The sequence below is a fragment of the Flagellimonas eckloniae genome, from assembly GCF_001413955.1.
Classification (GTDB): domain Bacteria; phylum Bacteroidota; class Bacteroidia; order Flavobacteriales; family Flavobacteriaceae; genus Flagellimonas; species Flagellimonas eckloniae.
The window spans coordinates 1906650-1929018 of the sequence record NZ_LCTZ01000002.1 but is presented as its reverse complement, the minus strand read 5'-3'; the positions used below and the strand labels follow the sequence as shown (position 1 = coordinate 1929018).

The following is a 22369-nucleotide window of genomic DNA, read 5'->3' as shown; positions in this document are numbered from 1 at the left end:
TAATCGATTTATGACTACGAACAAGGAACAACGTTTTTTAAAACTCTCGGGGCTTGAACCCTTGGTAATTACCCCAGAGAGTAATTTCGTAAATGTCGGGGAACGTACCAATGTTGCAGGATCTAAAAAATTCCTTCGCTTAATTAAGGAAGAGAAATTTGACGAGGCATTGGATGTTGCGCGTCACCAAGTTGAAGGAGGTGCCCAAATAATAGACATCAATATGGACGATGGTCTAATTGATGGGAAAGAAGCTATGGTTAAGTTTTTAAATCTAATTGTAGCAGAACCGGACATAGCACGTGTCCCCATAATGATTGATAGCTCCAAATGGGATATTATTGAAGCAGGGCTTCAGGTGGTGCAGGGAAAATGTGTAGTAAACTCGATAAGTCTAAAGGAAGGGGAAGAACAATTCGTCCATCATGCCAAATTAATAAAGCGCTATGGAGCCGCTGTTATTGTAATGGCTTTTGATGAGGTTGGACAAGCTGATAACCTAGAAAGACGTAAGGAAATTGCAGAGCGTTCCTATCGCATTTTAGTTGATGAAGTAAATTTTGCTCCAGAAGACATCATCTTTGACCTTAATATATTTCCTGTTGCCACAGGGATGGATGAGCACAAGCTCAATGCATTGGATTTTATTCAAAGCACAAAATGGGTTCGTGAAAATTTACCGCATTGTAGTGTAAGCGGTGGAGTCAGTAATGTTTCGTTTTCTTTTAGAGGAAACAATCCCGTTAGGGAAGCCATGCACTCCGTTTTTCTATATCATGCCATTAAAGCGGGAATGAATATGGGTATTGTAAACCCGGCCTTGCTCGAAGTTTATGACGATATTCCAAAAGATTTATTGGAGCATGTAGAAGATGTTATCCTAAATAGAAGGGATGATGCCACAGAACGCCTGTTGGAATTTGCCGAAACTGTGGTTGGCAAGGTTAAAGAAAGCAAGGTCGACTTATCGTGGCGTGAAGAACCATTGCAAAACCGAATTACCCGCGCCTTGGTAAAAGGTGTAGATCAATTTATTGAGGAAGACGTTGAAGAAGCGAGAGTTTCTGTTTCCAAACCCATAGAGGTAATTGAAGGGCATTTAATGACCGGAATGAACGTGGTAGGCGATTTATTTGGAAGCGGAAAAATGTTTCTTCCGCAAGTGGTCAAGTCTGCTCGGGTAATGAAAAAAGCGGTGGCCTATTTACTGCCCTATATTGAAGAAGAGAAATTAAAAAACCCTCAAATTGAAGATGCAAAAGGTGCCGGGAAAATTTTGATGGCAACGGTAAAAGGAGACGTACACGACATTGGGAAAAACATTGTTAGCGTGGTCCTTGCCTGCAACAACTATGAAATTGTAGATATGGGGGTTATGGTACCGCCAGAAAAAATCATCAATAAAGCCAAAGAAGAACAGGTAGATATTATTGGGCTTAGTGGCTTGATCACTCCATCTTTAGATGAAATGGTTTTTTTGGCAAAAGAAATGGAGCGACAAGAATTTAAGGTTCCATTGTTAATCGGAGGGGCAACCACAAGTAAAGCACATACAGCTGTAAAGATAGACACACAATATAGTCAAGCTGTAGTGCATGTCAATGATGCTTCCAGAGCGGTTACAGTTGTTGGGGATTTATTGCAAAAGGAGACTTCGGATAACTACAAAAAATCCATCAAATTGGATTATGAAAGCTTTCGGGAAAAATTCTTAAATCGAACCAAACAGAAAGAATATCTTTCGTTGGAAGAGGCTAGAAAAAATAAACTTAAGATTGAATGGAATGCCGAAGACATCAAAAAACCAAATCAACTCGGTATTCAAGTCATTGAAGATTTTGATTTACAAAAACTGACCGGTTTTATAGATTGGACACCATTTTTCAGAAGTTGGGACTTGCATGGGAAATATCCCGCCATCCTAAAGGACGAGGTAGTGGGAGAACAGGCTTCAGAGCTTTTTCGAGATGCACAAAAACTATTGAAAAAAGTGTTTGAAGAGAAACTATTGACAGCAAAGGGTATTTTTGGGCTGTTTAAGGCGAATTCAAATGACAATGATGATATAAATCTTCTTTCCGGGGTAGATGGAAAATCAAAATTTACATTTAGAACCTTACGGCAACAACTTAAAAAAAGAGCAGGAGTTCCGAATATTGGCCTCTCTGACTTCATAGCTCCCGAAGATATGGGAATCCAGGATTATATGGGATGTTTTTGTGTTAGCACAGGATTTGGAACAAAAGAGTTGGCTACTGAATTCGAGAAAAACCTTGATGATTACAATTCCATAATGATTAAGGCCTTGGCTGATCGTTTGGCGGAAGCCTTTGCAGAATATCTTCATAAGGAAGTGCGTACCAAACATTGGGGATACGCATCAAGCGAAACCCTATCCAATGATGATTTAATTGATGAGAAGTATACTGGAATCAGACCAGCCCCAGGATATCCGGCGTGCCCTGATCATTTGGAGAAAGTGACTATTTGGGAATTACTAAATGTAGAAGAAAAAATTGGGGTGAAGTTGACAGAAAGTTTGGCCATGTGGCCAGCTGCCAGTGTTAGTGGCTACTATTTTGGGCACCCGAAGGCCAAGTATTTTGGCTTGGGTAAAATAAAACAAGATCAAGTGGCAGACTTTTCCAAAAGAAAGAATATCAAATTAGAGGAAGCAGAAAAATGGCTTGCTCCAAATATTGTTGAAGCATAAATTATGAAGGTTACCGACCATATTAAAAACGCAAAGGGGAAGACTCTTTTTAGCTTTGAAATAATCCCTCCAGTTAAAGGCAGAAATATTCAGGAACTCTACAATAATATTGACCCTTTAATGGAGTTTAACCCACCATTTATTGATGTAACAACTTCAAGGGAGGAGTATGTATACATTGACCGTGATGGATTATTAGATAAGAAATTGACCAGAATGCGTCCGGGGACCTTGGGTATTTGTGCTTCAATTACGCATAAATATAATGTGGACACGGTTCCTCATGTCCTTTGTGGTGGATTTACGCGAGAAGAGACTGAATATCTTCTGGTGGATTGTCACTATTTGGGTATTGACAATGTTATGGCATTACGAGGTGACGCCATGCGGGAAGAGAAGTATTTTGAACCTACCAACGGAGGGCACAAATTTGCTTCTGATCTAGTGCATCAAATTCAAGAAATAAACTGTGGGAATTATTTACATGATGTGATTGAAACAGATAATTGTGCCAACTTTTGTATTGGTGTTGCAGGTTATCCTGAAAAACATATGGAGGCTCCATCCTTAAAATCTGATTTGAAACGATTGAAGCAAAAAGTAGAATTGGGAGCTGATTATGTGGTTACACAAATGTTTTTTGATAACCAGAAATATTTTGAATTTGTGGAAGAAGCACGAAAAATGGGCATTGATGTTCCCATTATTCCAGGAATAAAGCCAATAGCTGTAAAACGACATTTACAATTGCTTCCACAAGTATTCCGAGTAGATATTCCTCAAGATTTGGTGGACGCTGTGGAATCCTGCAAAACTAACAAGGAAGTTCGTCAAGTAGGTGTAGAATGGTGTATTGAACAATCCAAAGAGCTAAAGGAAGCTGGAGTACCTGTATTACATTATTATTCCATGGGGAAATCAGATAATATTAAAGCTATTGCTAAGCAGGTGTTTTAATTTCCTACTTTTGCGCCTCATGAAGCGCCTACTTTATTTATGTGTCTTTTTATACGGTTGCTATGGGTTTTCCCAAGAACGGGAAGTCCCTAAAAAGTATGTCTTGGATGCAAATCAGTTTTATGGGTCAATTTTACTGCATAACCCTGCAATCTCGCATTTAATTACGGATCACCCAGGGGGATTTATTTTAGGATTGAGTAGAAAAAGGTTCGGACATGAAGAATGGGAATCTTTGTATGGATACCCAGATACCGGAATTTCCTTTGTTTATCAAAACACAAACAGTTCTATTTTGGGAGACCATTATGGATTATATGCCCATTATAATTTTTACTTTTTAAAGCGCAATCTGCAACTTCGTGTAGGTCAAGGGGTGTCCTATAATACCAATCCGTACGACAAGAATGAAAACTTTAGGAACAATGCCTATGGTACGCACATATTGAGTTCCACAATGTTGATGTTCAATTATCATAAGGAAAATCTTGTTGCAGGATTGGGCGTAAAAGCAGGAATTTCACTATTACATTATTCCAATGCCAATTTTAAGGCCCCAAATACATCAACAAATACAATGGCATTTAATATTGGGGTGACCTATGATTTAAATGCTGAAAAATCCTTTGAATTTATTCAACCTGAAACTACAGAAAAAGTTACTGAACCCATTCGGTACAATTTTGCTTTGCGAAGCGGGGCAAATGAAAGTGACATCATTAATTCTGGGCGTTATGGTTTTTTGATTTTCTCCGCTTATGCTGATAAAAGACTCGGAAGAAAAAGTGCAATACAATTTGGAACTGATGTGTTCTTTTCCAATTTTTTAAAGGAATTGATTCGCTACCAATCCATTTCATTTCCAGAGCTCAACGTGGCAGCTGATACGGATTATAAACGTGTAGGGCTTTTTGTGGGTCATGAACTTTTTGTGAACAAAATGAGTGTCATTGCGCAATTGGGCTATTATGTATACTATCCTTTTGATTTTGAAGGGCAGGTTTACAATAGAATTGGACTCAAACGCTATTTTGGGGATAAACTCTTTGGAGCTATCACACTAAAATCGCATGGAGCAAAGGCAGAAACCCTTGAATTTGGAATAGGTGTACGACTATGAAAAAAGTAATACTAACATATTGTATTTTGTTTTTGATATCCTGTAATGGTGATAACGTCCCCGATTGCTTTCAAAATGCTGGAGATTTGGTTCGAGAAACAGTAGAGTTGCCCGAATTTACCAAAATCACCGCCTTTGAAAATGTTAACGTGGTTGTGAAACAGGGACCTGACCAATTAGTGGAAATTGAAACAGGAGAATTTCTCAGGAATGAAGTGTCGGCAAAAGTAGAGGAAGGCAGGCTTATATTAAGAAATGAGAACGACTGTAATTTTGTGAGAGATTATGGGGTTACAACGATTTATGTTACCTCTCCTGAAATTACTGAAATAAGAAGTGGTACAGGATTTTCCATTTCCAGTGATGGAGTATTGAATTATCCCAACCTTACTTTGCTATCCGAAAGTTTTAGTGAACCTGAAGCGGAAACAACAGATGGTTCTTTTGATCTAAACGTTGCATCAGAGAACATTAGTATTGTTGTGAATGGGATTGCTTTTTTTCAACTTCAAGGAACAACTTCTAATTTAAGTATTTTTATTGCTGCGGGAGACCCTCGGATTGAAGCAGGAGAACTGGTTTCTCAGAATGTGAGTGTAAATCACAGAGGGTCTAATGATGTACTAGTGAATCCGCAACAAAGAATCAGTGGAGTAATTCGGGGAACTGGAGATGTTATCAGTAATAACAGACCCCCCGAAATTGAGGTGGAGGAACTTTTTAATGGCAGGTTGATTTTTATAGACTAAAGTCTCTGGATTTCTCATTACATTCGGAATGACAAATCTCTCAAATTGAATTCACTGCTATCATACCTCAAAAGTCTATTCGATACCAATCTAGTTATACCCCTTGACAATCTTCAAGGATTTAAAAAGTACGATGCACTGCTTCATAACCTAGCAGCCGAGAGCAAAGTTCCGGGAATGTCAGTGACTATTTTAAAGCAAGGACAAACTGTACTTGAAAAAGGATACGGATACGCAGACTTGGAGAGAAAAACCAGGGTAGATTCCAAAAGCACAGTATTTCGCATTGCCAGTATATCCAAATGCATTACGGGGATTGCGTTGGGAAAAATGGTTGAAGAGGAAATTGTTAATCTGGATGCTTCATTTTATGAATACGTTCCTTACTATCCAAAAAAGAAATATGACTTCACGTTACGACAATTGGCTGGTCATACAGCAGGTATTAGAGGATATCGTGGTAAGGAATATGCTTTAAATAAGCCCTATTCAATTAAAGATAGTATTGAAATTTTTAAAGATGACCCATTAGTTTTTGAACCCGGTAAAGGTTATTTATACAATAGTTTTGATTTTGTATTGCTTTCTCTAGCAATGCAAGAAGCTAGTGGAATCCCTTTTGAAAGCTATGTAAAAGAAAAAGTTTTTGACCCTTTAGAGATGTCAAATACTTTTCATTCCGGTCAGGTCGAGCGCAGTCGGAAAACAGCTGAATTTTACACAAAAGCTGCACTTGGGTTTAAAAAAGCAACCCAAGTCAATAATTTTTATAAGTTGGCAGGGGGTGGATACTTATCCACAAGTGGTGATATTGCCAAATTTGGGCAAGCAATTTTGGAACAAAAACTACTAAAATCAGATACATATAAAAGTCTTTTGACATCGCAAACTGTAAATGAAAAATCGACTTATTACGGATTGGGTTTTCAGGTCAGTACGGATAATTTTGGACGAAGTTTTGTTGGACATGTTGGAAATAGTATTGGAGCCTATTCCAATTTCTTTTTGTATCCAAATGAAAATCTAGTGGTTTCCATATTGATAAATTGTACAGACCCAAAAATTCAGAAAGACCTTGATGAATTGCCCCTTACTTTTTAATTTGCATAAGAACTAAATAATAAGGAATTTTAGAAAAACGTACCTTCTTGAAAATCATATATGCTTTTATTTTTGTAATAACGTTGGTTGGGGCATCTCCCAAGTCGGACTATTATGATGAACCAGCACAGTCAACCCATGAGCGTTTTGATGACCTGAGTTTAAAGGAATGGAAAAAATTCAAGCATTTTGAAAGTCAGTTGGAAAATTCAAATACTTCGCGGGCACAGCAGTTTAGAGAACTAAAGAGTTATACTCGCGATTCACTCCAAATATTGACCGTAAAATTGGTAGCTATAAAACTTTTGTACGAAAAAAACCTTTTGGAGCGCGATATCCAGGAAAATACAGAATACTATAAGGATTTACTGGTTGAATTAAAGGCAAGCACCATAGCACGTGCGGATTATCTTTTTTTAGAGGATAAGGTGAACGGCATAATTACAGAAAGTCTTGAGCAAAAAGTACAAGACCTTAAATGGTTCTTGTATGCAGGTGTTTTTTTAATTGTGGGTTTAAGCTTCGCCCTTTTACAATCACGAAAACCAAAAGAGCAACATTATCAAGGGTTGAGTAGACAAGAAACCACCATACGAAATCTTATACTTCAGGGAAAGAGCAATAAGGAAATTGCAAATGAGCTTTTTATTAGCCTCAGCACGGTTAAAAGCCATATTACCAATATCTACAGTAAATTAAATGTTACCAATAGGCAAGAATTGTTACAAAAGAGTACGGGTACTAGTACCTAAATCAGACCTCCAATTCTTTATATCAATACTTTTCGGACTTTATTTTGTTTCAAAATCTATGCGTTTTGAAATGTTTGTATTCTGTATTGTTTTGTTTTTTAATTTCATCGGTTTGGGGTCAAAACAACTATTCTTTATCTGGTTTCGTTGCTGATGAAAATGGTTATGCTATAGCTATAGGGGATGTTTTGTTATATGATGCCAATCAGGAGAACTTGATAAAATATACCCAATTGATTGATGGGGATTTCCATTTGGATGACCTCGAAAAAAACAATTATCATTTAAGGATTTCGGCTCTGGGGTATCAGAGTTTTGAAAAGGCAATTCCTCTTAATGAAACTGGCAAATTGAAAATCACTTTGAAGGAAAGTGTTACTAAACTTGAAGAAGTTGAAATTGTTGCAGCCAAAAACCCTATTACAAACAATAATGGGAATTTAAAAATAGATATTACGAACCCGGTGTTTTCTGCAATCCCAGACCCTTTGGATGCTTTATCCATGCTACCCAATGTCCAAATAGCTGCAAATAGAGAATCCATTTCAATCATTGGTAGGGGAAATCCCTTGATTTACTTGGGAGGTCAGCGAATCGATTTTGAGGAATTTAGGGCACTTTCTGTTGATGCAATTGATAGCATCGAATTAATTTCAAATCCATCCGCAAAATATGAAGCTGAGGGTAGAGCCGTTTTGTTGATTACAAGAAAGAAAAATGTAAAAGAAGGCATGAGAATGAGTGTTGGCGAGACAGCTTCCTTCAGACAAAATTTCAATAATTATTTGGTTTCAAATGGAAGTTACTCCAATGGAAAATGGACAGTTCAAGGAAATTTTGCTTACAATGATTTAGGACAATGGGAAAGTCATACGTTTGCATTTAGAATTCCTGAGGAAGATATTTTTTCAGATTATTTGGTATTGGTACCACATAATAAGCGTGAAGAATTAAATGGGGGACTGGGTTTGTTTTATCCTTTAAAAAATGACGATTATATTTCAATTAATTCAACCTACAAATTACAGACCAACAATGCTCCCATAGAAACGGAAACTTTTATACAAAGTGAAGGTGTGGAAGACAACGTTTTAACCGATACAGAAAATGATAATAGGAAAGAATATTTTAGTGGTAATTTTAACTATAATAAAAGTATAGCCAAGGACCTAAATCTTTTTTCGGGATTCCAATATTCTTCATTTAAACAAACTTTAGAATCAGAAATTTCAAATAATCTAAATGAGGATGGATTTGGTTTGGATGAAACCAGAGATCAATTCTATAAAATAAATTCCTTGGCATTTAGATTGGATTTGGAGTACACTATTTTGAATGATTTAAAATGGGAATTTGGTACAAATTGGAATCAGGCAAGTGCAGATGCTTTTACGGAAATACAGGAAACATTGATTCCTGAAAAAAGTATAATAGATTTTGACTACAAAGAGCGACTTTATTCAGGATATTCCACTTTTTCAGGAAATTTTAAAAAACATATAAATTATAACTTTGGGTTAAGAGTTGAGTATAACCAAGTAAAGGGAGAAGTTGAAAATGAGGCTTCCCCACTTGCTGAGCGAGAAAACACCAATTTTTTTCCTAAAGTTGGACTAAACATTGAACTTGATAGTACTAAAACACTTTCCTTGAATTATGCCAAAAGTATTTCCCGTCCAAAATTTAGCAGGACAAGCTCGGTAAGAACATTTATAAATCCTTTTTTGGAAGCTGAAAACAACGTGAATCTTTTACCAACGTTGACCAATGAACTCACGGCCAATTATCAATGGAAGAATAAATCTATCAACGCCTCTTTTTATAGAAAGACAAACCCAGTAAATTATATAATACGTTTTGATGAGGTTGCAAATAGAGCGATTTTTTCACCAGTTAATTTGGACAAAGAATCTGGTTTCAATATTGGATTGACTCTTCCATTTTCCTATAAAAAATGGACTTCAACCAATACAGTAAGTCTTAACTATAACAAAATAGAAGATGATACGGCAGATGTTGGTACTACAAACCCATATCTATACGCCTATTCAAATCAGCAGTTTAAAATTGGCAAGGACACCACAGTTGCTTTTGGAGGTTGGCTTTTAACAAGAAGACAGGAAGGTATTTTTAAACGCAACAACATGCTTGTTTTAAATGCGACTATTACAAAAACCTTGTTTGAAAAACTACAGTGTGCAATTCGATTGAATGATATTACTCAGGCAATGAATTTCGAAGAGAGCTATGCCATTAATGGGGTGGAAGCCGAAGGAGTCTATTTTGTAGATGCCCAAGAGGTTGCTTTTTCCGTGAAATATAATTTTGGGAACACCAAGAAATCCAAATTCAAAAACAAGGATGTTGATGAGAACCTGAATCGGATAAACTAGCTTGTCAACTCTGTAAACAAACTCTCAAGATTTTTATTCTTTTTACTCAATTGCAATGTTTTGAGTTGATTGTCATGTGCAAAATCAAAAACAGCAGGTCTCATATCTTTTGATGTGCTAAAGGTAATTTCATAAACAAATCCTCTCGTGTTTTTTACTTGGGATACATTAGGTAGTTTCTTCAATAACACCTCTTCAACCCTATAATCAAATTCTACTTCTATAATTTGTTGTTCAACCTCACGAAGGTCTTCCAATTTTTTGTCCGCAACCAATTCTCCTTTATTGATTATGATTACCCGATCACAGACAGCTTCAACTTCCTTCATAATGTGTGTAGAAAGTAGTATCGTCTTCTCTTTACCAATTCTCCTTATAAGTTTTCTAATCTCCACTAATTGATTTGGGTCAAGTCCCGTTGTAGGCTCATCAAGAATCAAAACCTCGGGATCATGCAACAAGGCAGCAGCCAAACCAACCCTTTGGCGGTACCCTTTGGAAAGCTGTCCAATTTTTTTGTGAGCTTCAGGTGTAAGCCCTGTTTGTTCTATTACTTCAACAATTCGTTTGTTTGAGACTTTATAAACATCTGCATTAAATGCCAAATATTCCTTTACGTACATTTCCAAGTACAGTGGATTATGTTCAGGTAAATAGCCAATACTTTGTTGAACCAGGCGTTTGGTTTTTTCCACATCAAATCCGTTTACGGTTGCATTTCCGTCATCCGCTTTGTAATATGTTGTCAAAACACGCATCATTGTAGACTTTCCTGCTCCATTTGGACCTAAAAAGCCAACAATTTCCCCTTTTTCAATAGAAAAGGAGACATTGTTCAGTGCCTTCTGGTTTCCAAAACTTTTGGTGATGTTGGTAACGGTAATGGACATATTTAAAATTTCTACCTCAAAAATACGGTTTTAGAACAATGAAAAAACCTAAAACATAGTTCCATTGGCGAAAGTCTCAATATTTTAAATCCTTAAAAAAAAGCCACTTCTTCAAAGTAATATGCAATAGATTTTAAAAATTCGCTAAAAATCAAAAAAATTCAAAGATTAGCTTTTGTTTTTCAATTGAATACCTATCTTAGCCACGATTTATAACAAAATGACAAAAACGTATTTCTGGAACGGTTTTTATTTTTACTTCTTTTTTAAGGGAGGTACGGGACTGTTCTAGGTATACATGAAGTATATAAAACAACGAAAGTCCCGATAAAAATCGGGACTTTTTTTTTGCGATGAGTTTAAAAGTAGCCATACAAGGAATTAAGGGATCTAACCATCACCAAGTAGCAAAGGATTTTTACGGTGATGATATAGACTTGCTCGAGTGCCTCTCTTTTGATGCTATCATAGATCATTTATCAAATGGTAAGGCAGATAAAGGAATCATGGCCATTGAGAATTCTATTGCAGGATCTATAATTCCCAACTACAATCTTGTATATCACAATAATATGCACATTATTGGGGAGCACTACCTTAGTATCCACCATAATTTAATGGTGTTAAAAGGAAACTCACTTGAGAATATTAAAGAGGTACACTCCCATCCCATGGCATTGTTGCAATGTAAAGAGTTCTTTAAGAAGCACCCCGGCATTAAACTGGTGGAAGATGTGGATACCGCTGAAACGGCTAAGCGTATCCAGGACAAAAAATTGCAACATATAGCTGCCATTGCACCAAAAATGGCAGCTGAATTATATGACTTAGAGATTATTGCGCCTGAAATTCAGACTATAAAGAATAATGCAACACGTTTTATTATTCTAAAAAAACAGAACAAGGTGTTGCCGGAAGAAGAAATCAATAAAGCTTCCTTGCGATTTATTACGGATCATAAACGCGGAAGTTTGGCAACAGTATTGAATGTTATGAGCGATTGTAATTTGAGTTTGACAAAGATTCAGTCACTTCCCGTAATTGAAACACCATGGAAGTATGCCTTTTTTGTGGATGTAACTTTTGATATGTATGGGCATTTTAAAAAAGCAAAGTCACTTTTGGAAATCATGGCAGAAGATTTTAGGGTTTTAGGGGAATATAAAAATGCACTTAGGTAATGATTGCTGCAGATAGATTACAGTCGGTTCAAGAATACTACTTCTCAAAAAAACTAAGGGAAGTACGTAGCCTTATGGATGAAGGTAGACCCATTATCAATATGGGCATTGGTAGTCCTGATTTGCCACCATCAAAAGAGGCAATCAGTACTTTGCAGAATGTATTGGAAGATAGTAAGGCGCACCAATACCAAAGTTATCAGGGCTTACCTGAACTTCGTAAAGCGATGGCAGATTTTTATGGATCACGTTTTAATGTGCATGTGAATCCTACCAATGAACTTCTGCCACTTATGGGTTCAAAGGAAGGCATTATGCATATAAGTTTGGCTTTTTTAAATGTTGGTGATGAGGTTTTGATACCCAATCCTGGCTATCCCACATATACCTCGGTAACAAATTTAGTAGGTGCAAAACCGGTAATGTATGATTTAACTGCAGAGAACGGTTGGCTTCCAGATATGAACGCATTGAAGCAAATGGATCTATCAAGGGTAAAACTAATGTGGATAAGTTATCCCAACATGCCTACCGGAGCCAGAATCAATGAAGCCAAAATGCAGGAGCTCATTGCATTTGCAAAAGCCAATGACGTACTGATAATCAATGATAACCCATATAGTTTTGTTTTGAACGATAATCCAACCAGTATTTTGCAAGTGGAAGGAGCAAAAGAAGTGGCATTGGAGTTGAATTCGTTGAGCAAAACCTTTAATATGGCAGGGTGGCGCGTAGGAATGGTATTGGGAAGTGCAGAGCATATTACAGCAGTTTTGAAAATAAAGAGCAATATGGATTCCGGTATGTTTTATGGAATCCAGAAAGGAGCAATAACTGCCTTACAAAGTGGTTCGGATTGGTTCAATGATTTAGATGAGGTTTATGAACGCAGGAGAGAACTTATGTTTGAACTGGTTGATAAGATTGGAGCAACTTATGATGACAATACTGCAGGTATGTTTGTTTGGGCAAAATTGCCAAAAGGGGCCAAGACCTCAGAAAAGTTTATTGACGAATTATTATACGAGAAAAACATTTTCATAGCGCCTGGAACCATTTTTGGAAGCAATGGGGAAGGTTATATTCGCTTTTCACTTTGTGTAAAAGAAGAAAAAATTAAAGAGGCCATCCAAAGATTTTAAAAGATGAAAGTAGTTGTCATTGGTATTGGGTTGATAGGAGGTTCCTTCGCAAAGGATATCAAGAAATTATATAGCGAGGCATCTATTTGGGGAATGGATAAAAATGATTCCCATCTGGATGAAGCCATAAACTTGGGCATTGTTGACCAAAAGGCGGACAATGAATCTTTGACCAATGCGGACATAGTGATCGTAAGTATTCCTGTTGATGTTTTAGTTCAAGAATTGCCCAATATTCTAGATAAAGTTGGAGATGAGACTGTGGTGATTGATGCGGGCTCTACAAAAAGACTCATTTGCCAAGCTGTTGCAAATCACCCAAAACGTAGAAACTTTTTGGCATGCCACCCAATAGCAGGAACGGAATTTTCAGGTCCTTCAGCAGCAATTAATAGATTGTATGAAGGAAAGACCAATATTATCTGCGAGGTAGAGGAAACTGCTTTTAAACTTCAAGAAAAGGCATTGGAATTATTTCAAAAAATGGGAATGCGAATCCGCTATATGAAACCGGATGCACATGATAAGCATATAGCATATGTATCCCATTTATCACATATCAGTTCATTTATGTTGGGAAAGACTGTAATTGAGAAAGAAAAAAATGAGCGTGATATTTTTGACATGGCGGGGAGTGGTTTTGAGAGTACCGTGCGGTTGGCAAAAAGCTCTCCTGATATGTGGACGCCCATTTTTGAGCAGAATAGAGAAAATGTAGTTGAAACATTACAAGAGTACATCCAAAATTTGGAGTCCTTCAAAAAAATGATAGAAGCGAATGATTTTGAAGGAATCTACAACGAAATGAATAATACCAATAAAATAAAACAAATATTAAACGGAATACCACTTACGAAAAATTAGAGCATATCTATGGAAAATTCAAAAGAAATGAGAACATGGTTAAATGATATGGCTTTGCCACATCCTTTGGTAATAGCAGGACCATGTAGTGCGGAGACAGAAGACCAAGTATTAAAAATTGCACACGAATTAAAGGATACCGATGTTAATTATTACCGTGCGGGCATATGGAAACCAAGAACCCGCCCAGGTAATTTTGAGGGAGTTGGTGCACTTGGTCTAAAATGGTTACAGCGGGTCAAAGAAGAAACGGGCTTAAAAACTGCCACAGAAGTAGCAAATAAAGCCCATGTAGATTTGGCATTGGAGCACGATATAGATTTGTTATGGATTGGGGCACGCTCCACGGTGAGTCCTTTTATAATGCAAGAATTGGCAGATGCTTTGGAAGGAACCGACAAAATAGTATTGGTAAAGAACCCTGTTAACCCAGATTTATCTTTATGGTTGGGAGGTATAGAACGATTGCATACCGCTGGAATTAAAAAATTGGGTGCCATTCACAGAGGTTTTTCTACCTATGAAAAAACCAAATACCGAAATATTCCAGAATGGCAGTTGGCTATTGAATTTCAAAACAGATTTCCAGATTTACCACTGATCAGTGACCCTTCGCATATTACCGGTAAACGCGATATGATTTTTGATGTTTCGCAAACGGCTTTAGATTTGAATTTTGATGGCCTAATGATAGAAACACATTTTGATCCTGACAATGCTTGGAGTGACGCTGCACAACAAGTAACTCCAGAAAAACTGGTTCAGATTATGAAAGATTTAAAAATTCGTAAAGAAACGGACGAAGAAGCGGAATACAATGCCAAGCTAAGTAACCTGAGGGCCCAGATTGATGTAATTGATAGTCAATTAATTGATACTTTGGGGAAGCGGATGAAAATTTCCGATGGTATTGGCGCGTTGAAAAAACAAAAAAATGTTGCGGTACTTCAATCAAACAGATGGAACCAAATATTGGGAGCTATGATTCTTGAAGGAGAGTCCAAAGGATTGAGTGAAGAATTTGTTTTGCGCATGTTCAAAGCGGTTCATCAAGAATCCATTAATCACCAAGAGAAGATTATCAACTCATAATCCGCTTCGAATAGTTAATAACAATGTCATTTTGGGCTTGGAGATAAATCTCCTTGTTTAAAATGGCATTTTTTGTTTATAAGTGTAACAATTTTATAAAAGGGCCATCTTTAAGGAGTAAAAAATACTATCATGAAAAAAATATTTACACTAGGACTTTTTTTGATTTCAACGGTTATATTTTCCCAACGCATAATTGATACTGAAGTTGGTGACTTTTATGAGATAAAAGTTTTTGATTTAATCGAAGTGAATTTAATTCAGTCAGATGAAGATAAAATTTTAATTAAGGGAAGAAACGTTGATGATATTCAATGGGCAAATAAGGATGGGGTTTTAAAATTACGTATGCAGCTGGATAAAAAATTTACAGGAGAGGATACATTTATTGAGGTGTATTATACCAATCTTGATGTCATAGATGCAAATGAAGGTGCAAGAATAACATGTAATGAAATGGTGAAAAAAAATAGGATTAAGCTTAGGGCACAAGAAGGTGCAAAAATCCATATTGGAATGGACGTTGATTTTGCCGAAATAAGAGCGGTTACGGGAGGAATTGTGGAAGCTCAGGGGTTGGCTAAAAACCAAAGCATAGTTTTGAATACGGGTGGAATTTTTGAAGGTAGGGATTTAAGAACGGCAACCACCGATGTTAAAATTTCTGCTGGTGGTGAAGCCGATGTTTTTGCATCAGAACAGGTAGATATCAATGTAAAAGCGGGAGGAGATGTCCATGTTTACGGTAAGCCCAAAAAGGTAAATAAAAACACCTTTGTAGGCGGAAGAGTATACATGGTTGATTAAACCCCAGTTTCTCAAGAAAATAAAAAGCCCTTTGATGATTCAAAGGGCTTTTGTATTAAAAAATAAGGAGTTTACTTTTTAAAGATGTATCGGGTAATAAAAATACCTTGACCATCACCTTCGCCTCCATCACTTTCAACCGCACTACTAACAAAGGCCAATTCCCAACCGTTGGTAACCATGTCGTTGATCATCGACGATAGAATGGCGTCGTTGGCTGCAATATTCTGAAAACGTATTCCACCAATGTTGAAAAAGTTCAACAGTTTGGTTTCTTCAAAATTCTTTACCCTGATTTTCCCTCTTTTCGATTTGTTCCGTGTATTGTCATCCTCTGTTTGTACACTGGTATATTCCCTGTAATCTTTATCCTCCAGAGCGTTTACAATTCTGGAACGTCCAAGACCGTTAGGTACAATGGATTCTACGCTGGTAATTACTTTATACTCTTGTGCGCTTAGACCAAAATTCATTGTCAACGCTAAACTTACAACTAATAAAAATTTCTTCATGATTATTTTTCTTTATGATATCTGAAAGACAAGTATGAAGATCAAAAGGTTGCATAAGGCATATAAAAAAAGCCCTTTGATGATTCAAAGGGCTCTTGTATTATTAAAATAAGGAGTTTACTTTTTAAAGATGTATCGAGTAATAAAGATTCCCTGACCATCGCCTTTACCGCCTTCACTTTCAACGGCGCTATTTACAAAAGCTAGTTCCCATCCATTGGCCACCATGTCATTGATCATTGAAGTGATCAAAGCATCATTGGCAGCAATGTTTTGAAAACGGATACCACCAATATTGTAAAAGTTCAATAATTTGGTTTCTTCAAAATTCTTTACACGGATTTCGCCTCTTTTAGATTTGTTCCGTGTATTGTCCTCATCGGTTTGAACACTGGTATATTCCCTGTAATCTTTATCTTCCAGAGCATTTACAATTCTGGAACGTCCAAGGCCGTTGGGCACAATGGATTCTACACTGGTAATAACCTTAAACTGTTGTGCATTCATTTCAAATGTTGCAGCTAGGGCTATTACTGCGATAAAAAAGATTTTTTTCATAATGATTGTGATTGGTTAATAATTAAACTGTTTAACAACATAATACGAATCAATTATAGGATTATTGTTTCTTTGCAGTGAAAATATTAACAAATTGTGAAAGGAACTGTTTATAAATCTACTGGAAGCTGGTATACTGTTAAGTCGGAGGAAGGTAGTTTTTATGAATGCCGTATAAAGGGAAAGTTCCGTATTAAAGGAATTAAAAGTACCAATCCGGTTTCTGTTGGAGATAAGGTGATTTTTGAACTTGAGGAGATTGGAGATGAAACAGTTGCCGTTATTTCCGGGATAGTAGAAAGAAAGAATTATATCATTCGCAAGTCGGTAAATTTATCCAAACAGACCCATATTATTGCAGCCAATTTAGATCAAGTCTTTTTATTGGTTACTTTGAACAATCCGCCAACTTTCACCAGTTTTATAGATCGTTTTTTGGTTACGGCCGAAGCCTATGAAATTCCGGTTGTGCTTCTATTCAATAAGATGGATGTCTATGATCCGGAAGAAATGGTTGAAGTAAATTACTTGGTTCAATTGTATCAAGAAATTGGATATACGTGTATTGAGATTGCTGCAAAAGAAGGGGACAACGTCCATTTAGTTAAAGAAATGATGATAGATAAGACAAGCATGTTTGCAGGGCATTCAGGTGTGGGAAAATCTACTTTGGTCAATGCCCTGGAACCAGGACTCAAATTAAAAACGGCCCAAATTTCTGATCAGCATTTACAAGGTCAGCACACAACAACTTTTGCAGAAATGTATGATTTGTCCTTTGATGCACGGATTATAGATACCCCTGGAATAAAAGGCTTTGGAATTGTAGATATGGAAAAAGAGGAAATAGGTGATTATTTCCCGGAATTCTTTCGATTAAAACCCAATTGTAAATTCAATAATTGTTTACACTTGGATGAACCCAAATGTGCCATTAAAGACGCTTTGGAAAATAATGAAATCTCATGGAGCAGATATCGCAGTTACGTGCAAATGATAACCGGGGAAGAAGAGAACTATAGGATTGATATTTATAAAGAAAGATAGTTGAGAGCTGTAATACAAAGGGTTTCTAGGGCAAGTGTAACGGTAGATCATGAAATTATTTCAAGTATAGAAAAAGGCCTGCTTGTATTTTTGGGAATTGAAGATGCCGATACCAAAGAAGATATTGAATGGTTGTCTAACAAGATAGTCAACCTTCGCATTTTTAATGACGAAGAAGGAGTTATGAATCGTTCTGTCTTGGATGTTGATGGAAATCTCATTGTGGTAAGTCAGTTTACATTGCATGCCCAGACCAAAAAGGGTAACCGACCTTCCTACATAAAAGCGGCAAAACCTGATATAGCAATCCCTTTATATGAAAAATTCGTCTTACAAATTGAAAATGATTTAGAGAAAAAAGTAGGAACAGGAATTTTTGGTGCTGATATGAAAGTTGACCTATTAAATGATGGCCCCGTGACTATATTAATGGACACCAAAAATCGAGAATAAGTTCTTTTTATCGGGTTATTTTATGTAGCTTGTAAGAAATTCTGTTGTTTTGCGTTGTGAATTTACAACCAACCCAACCAATGCGCTCACTCTTTATTTTCAGTTTCTTATTTACACTTTCAATTTCCCATGTAGAGTCTCAATATCAAGCTCTTTTAATTGATAAATCTTTAACGGATAATGCGAACGCAGTTGTTCGTTTGGATGAGATGAAAATTAATGTTTTGGCTACAGATAAAATGGTGTATACCGTTAATCAGGTTATCACTGTTTTAAACGAAAAAGGCAATAGGCATAGTTTAACAAGGGTAGGTTATGACAAGGAAAAAAAAATTAAAAGTTTAGATGTCTATGTTTATAATCAGACAGGTAAGGAAATAGAGCACATTAAAAAGAAGGATTTTCAAGATGTGAATGCTGCTGATGGTATTTCGTTATATAATGACAGTCGACTTTTATACCATGAATATACGCCTACATCGTATCCATATACTATAGCCGAATCGTATACCATTGAAACTTCAGATACTGGTTTTTTTCCACCTTGGTATTTTTTATCCAATTATATGGTAAGTGTAGAAAAAAGTTATTTTGAAGTTTTGTATGCGACACCAGAACTTAAGCCAGATGTTAAGGAGTTCAATTTGGACGGTATCTCTGTAGACAAAATAGTTGAAGAGGGAAAAATTATATACAAAGCGGAAAATATAAACGCAATCAAGTCAGAGTCTTATAGCCCTTCTTTTCGTGATATTGTACCTAGATTGTCTTTAAGAATGAAAAAGTTTAATCTCAAAGGAGAAGAAGCTAGGGTCAATAATTGGAATGAGATGGGTGTTTGGATTAACAATGCACTGCTTAAAGATAGAGCTATTTTAAGTGAGGCAACAGTTGCCAAAGCAAAGAATTTGGTCAAGGGCATTACGGATGACCTTGAAAAAGCAAGGGTTATTTATAAATATGTTCAAGACAATACAAGATATATCAGTGTCCAGGTTGGAATTGGCGGATGGGAGCCTATCAGTGCCATAGATGTAGATAACGTAAAGTATGGAGATTGCAAAGGACTTTCAAATTATATGCATGCGTTGTTGAATGCAGTGGGTGTAACATCATATTACACCGTGATACAGGCTGGAAACCAAAAGATTGATTTTGATTCTGAATTTTCGGCATTACAGGGGAATCATGCCATATTGGCGATACCCTACAATGACCAGTATTATTGGGTGGATTGTACTTCGCAAATTATTCCATTTGGCTTTGCAGGTGAGTTTACGGATGATAGGCTAGCGTTAGTCGTAAAACCAGAAGGAGGGGAGATTATCAAAACGGTATCCTATTTAAACGGACAAAACCACCAAAAAACTGTAGCAACCTATAATTTAAAGGATGATGGGAGTATTTCGGGCGAGGTTTCCATAAAAACTAAAGGAACGCAATACAACCAACATTTTCGCATAGAAGAACAATCAAAGGATGATGTGATAGAACATTATAAGGATTATTGGGATAACATAAATAATCTAAATATTGAAGAATATCAGTTTTCAAATGATAAGGACAGTATAGTTTTTACAGAAAGGATTAAAGTTTCGGCAACCAATTATACAAGCAAAACGAACAATAGAATATTATTTAAAATAAATGCTTTTAATAATAATGATTATGTTCCTAATCGTTACAGAAGCAGAAAGCAGGCTGTGGAGGTTCAAAGGGGCTTTTTAGATGAAGATGAGTTTGAGGTGCAGCTTCCAGAGGGTTATTTGGTTGAATCAATTCCTTCTCCCGTGAGTATTGAGAACGAATTTGGACACTATAAAATAACAATGGATCATGATTCTGAGAATGGGCTAATAAATTATAGAAGAAGTTGGCTTTTGAAAAGTGGACTGTATCCAAAAGAAAAATACGGAGCGTACCGAGATTTTTTCAAAAAAGTTGCAAGCGGTGACAATGCCCAAATTGTACTCCTAAAAAATAACCAATAATAAACATTCAAATGAATTTTTCACCTAAACGGGCTCTTGTTGTAGTCTTGTTTTTATGTTGCACCAACCTAACTTTTGGACAGAATTTTAAATTTGGAAAAGTTTCTTTAGAAGAGCTCAAAGAAGAAAAAAATCAGGATGATTCATCAGCGGTAGCATCTGTATTATACCGCAAGTACCATTTAAAATTTAAATATTTAGATGATATAGGTTTTGTGGTGGAAACTAGAGTACATGAAAGAGTAAAACTATATTCCAAGGATGGTTTTGATTATGCAACTGTTTCCCAAAAATTATACAATAGCGAATCCAAGCATGAATCGTTGACAGGAATTAAAGCTTTCACATATAATCTGGTAAATGGAAAAATAGAGAAACATAAGCTACAGAAATCTGGGATTTTCTCTACAGAGTTAAGTAAGTTCTATGATGAAGAAAAATTTACATTACCCAATGTAAAGGAGGGTAGCGTTATTGAATATGAATACCTTGTTCAATCACCATTCTATTATTCAATAGATGAGATTCCCCTGCAATACGATATCCCCATAAAGCATCAAGAAGTTTCCATAGAGACACCTGAGTACTTTGTGTTTAAACCATCTCAAAAAGGGTATTTAACGTTAAATCCAAGGTATGGTTCCAAACCAGGAAAAATCAGTTTTACATCTAAAACAAGATCAGACAACAATGGTGCGCTAAATACTAATTATAGTACCCAATCAATTGATTACAAAATTTCGACAACTGAATATGTAATGGAGAATGTACCAGCTCTTAGAGAGGAGCCTTATGTAAACCATATGGATAATTATAGGAGTGCAGTGAATTATGAGCTGAGCTATGTTCAATTTCCACAATCTACTCGAGAAGACTATACAACCACATGGGCAAAAGTAGTTAAAACGATTTATGAAAGTGATCGGTTTGGTAAGCAGCTAAAACGTTCCCGGTATTATCAAGATGACCTTGCAACAATTTTGGATACCCATATCACAGATATGGAAAAGATGGTTACAATATTTCAGTATGTAAAAGAACGAATGAATTGGAATGATTACTTGGGTTATTATTCTGATAAAGGTGTGGAAAAAGCCTTTAAAGAGAAATCTGGAAATATTGCGGATATTAACTTAATGCTGACTTCAATGTTGAGCCATGCTGGCTTAAAGGCAAATCCGGTTCTAGTAAGTACTAGGGACAATGGAGTTCCAATGTTTCCAACAATGGAAGGCTTTAACTATGTAATTGCGTCTGTGGAATTGGATGATACTATTATTCTTTTAGATGCAACGAACAAGTATGCTGAGCCCAACATTTTGCCATCGAGGGCTTTGAATTGGTTTGGAAAGCTTGTGAAAAAAGACCATTCCTTTACAACAGTTTCACTATCTCCCCAAAAAACTTCGGATATAGATGTGGTAATGAACATTACTTTGGATGAAAATGGAACAATTAACGGAAAGTGCAGAAACACCCATAGTAGCTATCATGCCTATTCTTTCAGAAACCATTTTGCCACTCAGGAAGAAGAGCAATATCTTGAAAACCTTGAAAATAAAAACAACGGTATGGAGATTTCTAACTATACGCTCAAAAATAAAATGGAAATGGGCAAGCCTGTTATAGAGAGTTTTGATTTCACTATGGATGGGCAAGCCGATGTTATAGGTGATAATATTTACTTCCAACCCTTATTTCATAAGGCGACTACTGAAAATCCATTCAAATTGGAAGAAAGAAATTATCCAATTGACTTTGTATATCCAATCCAAGAAAGATTCAAAATTAATATTTTAATACCAGAGGGGTATCAATTGACGTCAAAACCAAACAATACAAACCTTGTGATGGATGAAAAAATGGGCTCGTTTAGTTATGCAGTTGCAGCCAATGGTAAATATTTGCAAGTAGCAGTCAGATTTTCAATTAACCAGGCCATTATAGGAGCAGATCATTATCTACAATTGAAAGAGTTTTTTAAAATGGCAATAGAGAAACAAACAGAAAAAATAGTTTTATCAAGAATTTGAAATTGAATATTCAG

General features: G+C 36.3%; 19 protein-coding genes. 16 read left to right on the top strand and 3 right to left on the bottom strand.

The window, feature by feature from the left end:
- The first annotated feature begins 10 nt into the window (after nt 1-10).
- From metH to AAY42_RS08205, 7 genes are all read left to right on the top strand, one after another.
- Nucleotides 11-2713: a methionine synthase gene (metH, locus tag AAY42_RS08235; protein WP_055394109.1), complete on the top strand. Its 2703-nt coding sequence runs from the start codon at nt 11-13 to the stop codon at nt 2711-2713.
- A 3-nt stretch (nt 2714-2716) separates the two neighbouring features.
- Nucleotides 2717-3670, top strand: coding sequence for a methylenetetrahydrofolate reductase [NAD(P)H] (gene metF, locus AAY42_RS08230; RefSeq protein ID WP_055394107.1), 954 nt, complete (start codon nt 2717-2719; stop codon nt 3668-3670).
- Between the two features lie 19 nt (nt 3671-3689).
- Nucleotides 3690-4790, top strand: coding sequence for an acyloxyacyl hydrolase (locus AAY42_RS08225; protein WP_055394105.1), 1101 nt, complete (start codon nt 3690-3692; stop codon nt 4788-4790).
- Complete coding sequence (locus tag AAY42_RS08220; protein WP_055394103.1) at nt 4787-5539, top strand: head GIN domain-containing protein; 753 nt, start codon at nt 4787-4789, stop codon at nt 5537-5539. Before AAY42_RS08225 ends, AAY42_RS08220 begins: the two co-directional genes overlap by 4 nt.
- 45 nt (nt 5540-5584) lie before the next feature.
- A complete protein-coding gene (locus AAY42_RS08215) occupies nt 5585-6640 on the top strand; it encodes a serine hydrolase domain-containing protein (protein ID WP_055394101.1) in 1056 nt (351 codons plus the stop codon).
- Between the two features lie 47 nt (nt 6641-6687).
- Nucleotides 6688-7392 (top strand): helix-turn-helix transcriptional regulator, encoded by a 705-nt coding sequence (locus AAY42_RS08210; RefSeq protein WP_055394099.1) that lies wholly within the window; start codon nt 6688-6690, stop codon nt 7390-7392.
- Between the two features lie 65 nt (nt 7393-7457).
- Entirely contained in the window at nt 7458-9785 is a 2328-nt protein-coding gene (locus AAY42_RS08205; protein WP_139063689.1) for an outer membrane beta-barrel family protein, read from the top strand.
- On the opposite strand, the gene gldA is transcribed toward AAY42_RS08205, so the two are convergent.
- On the bottom strand, nt 9782-10675 hold the full coding sequence (gene gldA, locus AAY42_RS08200) for a gliding motility-associated ABC transporter ATP-binding subunit GldA (RefSeq protein WP_055394095.1): 894 nt from the start codon (nt 10673-10675) through the stop codon (nt 9782-9784). The two genes, AAY42_RS08205 and gldA, sit on opposite strands and share 4 nt — an antisense overlap.
- 353 nt (nt 10676-11028) lie before the next feature.
- Here gldA and AAY42_RS08195 point away from each other — a divergent pair, with 353 nt between their 5' ends.
- From AAY42_RS08195 to AAY42_RS08175, 5 genes are all read left to right on the top strand, one after another.
- Nucleotides 11029-11856 carry a prephenate dehydratase gene (locus AAY42_RS08195; RefSeq protein ID WP_055394092.1) on the top strand — a complete coding sequence of 276 codons (828 nt, stop codon included), beginning with the start codon at nt 11029-11031 and terminating at the stop codon, nt 11854-11856.
- Nucleotides 11856-12998, top strand: a complete 1143-nt coding sequence (locus AAY42_RS08190; RefSeq protein WP_055394090.1) for a pyridoxal phosphate-dependent aminotransferase — start codon at nt 11856-11858, stop codon at nt 12996-12998. The genes AAY42_RS08195 and AAY42_RS08190 overlap by 1 nt, the downstream gene beginning before the upstream one ends.
- Before the next feature lie 3 nt (nt 12999-13001).
- Nucleotides 13002-13862: a prephenate dehydrogenase gene (locus AAY42_RS08185; protein WP_055394088.1), complete on the top strand. Its 861-nt coding sequence runs from the start codon at nt 13002-13004 to the stop codon at nt 13860-13862.
- A 9-nt stretch (nt 13863-13871) separates the two neighbouring features.
- Nucleotides 13872-14954, top strand: coding sequence for a bifunctional 3-deoxy-7-phosphoheptulonate synthase/chorismate mutase type II (locus AAY42_RS08180; RefSeq protein ID WP_055394086.1), 1083 nt, complete (start codon nt 13872-13874; stop codon nt 14952-14954).
- Between the two features lie 132 nt (nt 14955-15086).
- Nucleotides 15087-15761 carry a head GIN domain-containing protein gene (locus tag AAY42_RS08175; protein WP_055394084.1) on the top strand — a complete coding sequence of 225 codons (675 nt, stop codon included), beginning with the start codon at nt 15087-15089 and terminating at the stop codon, nt 15759-15761.
- Between the two features lie 71 nt (nt 15762-15832).
- On the opposite strand, the gene AAY42_RS08170 is transcribed toward AAY42_RS08175, so the two are convergent.
- Together AAY42_RS08170 and AAY42_RS08165 are read right to left on the bottom strand one after the other, a co-directional pair.
- On the bottom strand, nt 15833-16273 hold the full coding sequence (locus tag AAY42_RS08170) for a hypothetical protein (protein ID WP_055394083.1): 441 nt from the start codon (nt 16271-16273) through the stop codon (nt 15833-15835).
- Between the two features lie 117 nt (nt 16274-16390).
- Entirely contained in the window at nt 16391-16831 is a 441-nt protein-coding gene (locus AAY42_RS08165) for a hypothetical protein (protein ID WP_055394081.1), read from the bottom strand.
- A gap of 96 nt (nt 16832-16927) precedes the next feature.
- Here AAY42_RS08165 and rsgA point away from each other — a divergent pair, with 96 nt between their 5' ends.
- The 4 genes from rsgA to AAY42_RS08145 all read left to right on the top strand — a co-directional run bounded on the left by rsgA (nt 16928) and on the right by AAY42_RS08145 (nt 22355).
- Nucleotides 16928-17878 (top strand): ribosome small subunit-dependent GTPase A, encoded by a 951-nt coding sequence (gene rsgA, locus AAY42_RS08160; protein ID WP_055394079.1) that lies wholly within the window; start codon nt 16928-16930, stop codon nt 17876-17878.
- On the top strand, nt 17879-18331 hold the full coding sequence (dtd, locus tag AAY42_RS08155) for a D-aminoacyl-tRNA deacylase (RefSeq protein ID WP_055394077.1): 453 nt from the start codon (nt 17879-17881) through the stop codon (nt 18329-18331).
- An 80-nt stretch (nt 18332-18411) separates the two neighbouring features.
- The gene (locus AAY42_RS08150; protein ID WP_055394075.1) at nt 18412-20322 is read left to right on the top strand and encodes a DUF3857 domain-containing transglutaminase family protein; all 1911 of its coding nucleotides are present in this window, start codon (nt 18412-18414) and stop codon (nt 20320-20322) included.
- A gap of 11 nt (nt 20323-20333) precedes the next feature.
- Nucleotides 20334-22355, top strand: a complete 2022-nt coding sequence (locus tag AAY42_RS08145; RefSeq protein ID WP_055394073.1) for a DUF3857 domain-containing protein — start codon at nt 20334-20336, stop codon at nt 22353-22355.
- Nucleotides 22356-22369: the final 14 nt, after the last annotated feature.

Bases quoted from the DNA above. Each gene is read 5' to 3' on its own strand.
- AAY42_RS08220 (WP_055394103.1), top strand. From the start codon at position 4,787: ATGAAAAAAGTAATACTAACATATTGTATTTTGTTTTTGATATCCTGT.
- gldA (WP_055394095.1), bottom strand. From the start codon at position 10,675: ATGTCCATTACCGTTACCAACATCACCAAAAGTTTTGGAAACCAGAAG.
- AAY42_RS08150 (WP_055394075.1), top strand. From the start codon at position 18,412: ATGCGCTCACTCTTTATTTTCAGTTTCTTATTTACACTTTCAATTTCC.
- metF (WP_055394107.1), top strand. From the start codon at position 2,717: ATGAAGGTTACCGACCATATTAAAAACGCAAAGGGGAAGACTCTTTTT.
- AAY42_RS08170 (WP_055394083.1), bottom strand. From the start codon at position 16,273: ATGAAGAAATTTTTATTAGTTGTAAGTTTAGCGTTGACAATGAATTTT.
- AAY42_RS08185 (WP_055394088.1), top strand. From the start codon at position 13,002: ATGAAAGTAGTTGTCATTGGTATTGGGTTGATAGGAGGTTCCTTCGCA.
- AAY42_RS08195 (WP_055394092.1), top strand. From the start codon at position 11,029: ATGAGTTTAAAAGTAGCCATACAAGGAATTAAGGGATCTAACCATCAC.
- AAY42_RS08190 (WP_055394090.1), top strand. From the start codon at position 11,856: ATGATTGCTGCAGATAGATTACAGTCGGTTCAAGAATACTACTTCTCA.
- AAY42_RS08145 (WP_055394073.1), top strand. From the start codon at position 20,334: ATGAATTTTTCACCTAAACGGGCTCTTGTTGTAGTCTTGTTTTTATGT.
- AAY42_RS08175 (WP_055394084.1), top strand. From the start codon at position 15,087: ATGAAAAAAATATTTACACTAGGACTTTTTTTGATTTCAACGGTTATA.
- AAY42_RS08180 (WP_055394086.1), top strand. From the start codon at position 13,872: ATGGAAAATTCAAAAGAAATGAGAACATGGTTAAATGATATGGCTTTG.
- metH (WP_055394109.1), top strand. From the start codon at position 11: ATGACTACGAACAAGGAACAACGTTTTTTAAAACTCTCGGGGCTTGAA.
- AAY42_RS08225 (WP_055394105.1), top strand. From the start codon at position 3,690: ATGAAGCGCCTACTTTATTTATGTGTCTTTTTATACGGTTGCTATGGG.
- AAY42_RS08165 (WP_055394081.1), bottom strand. From the start codon at position 16,831: ATGAAAAAAATCTTTTTTATCGCAGTAATAGCCCTAGCTGCAACATTT.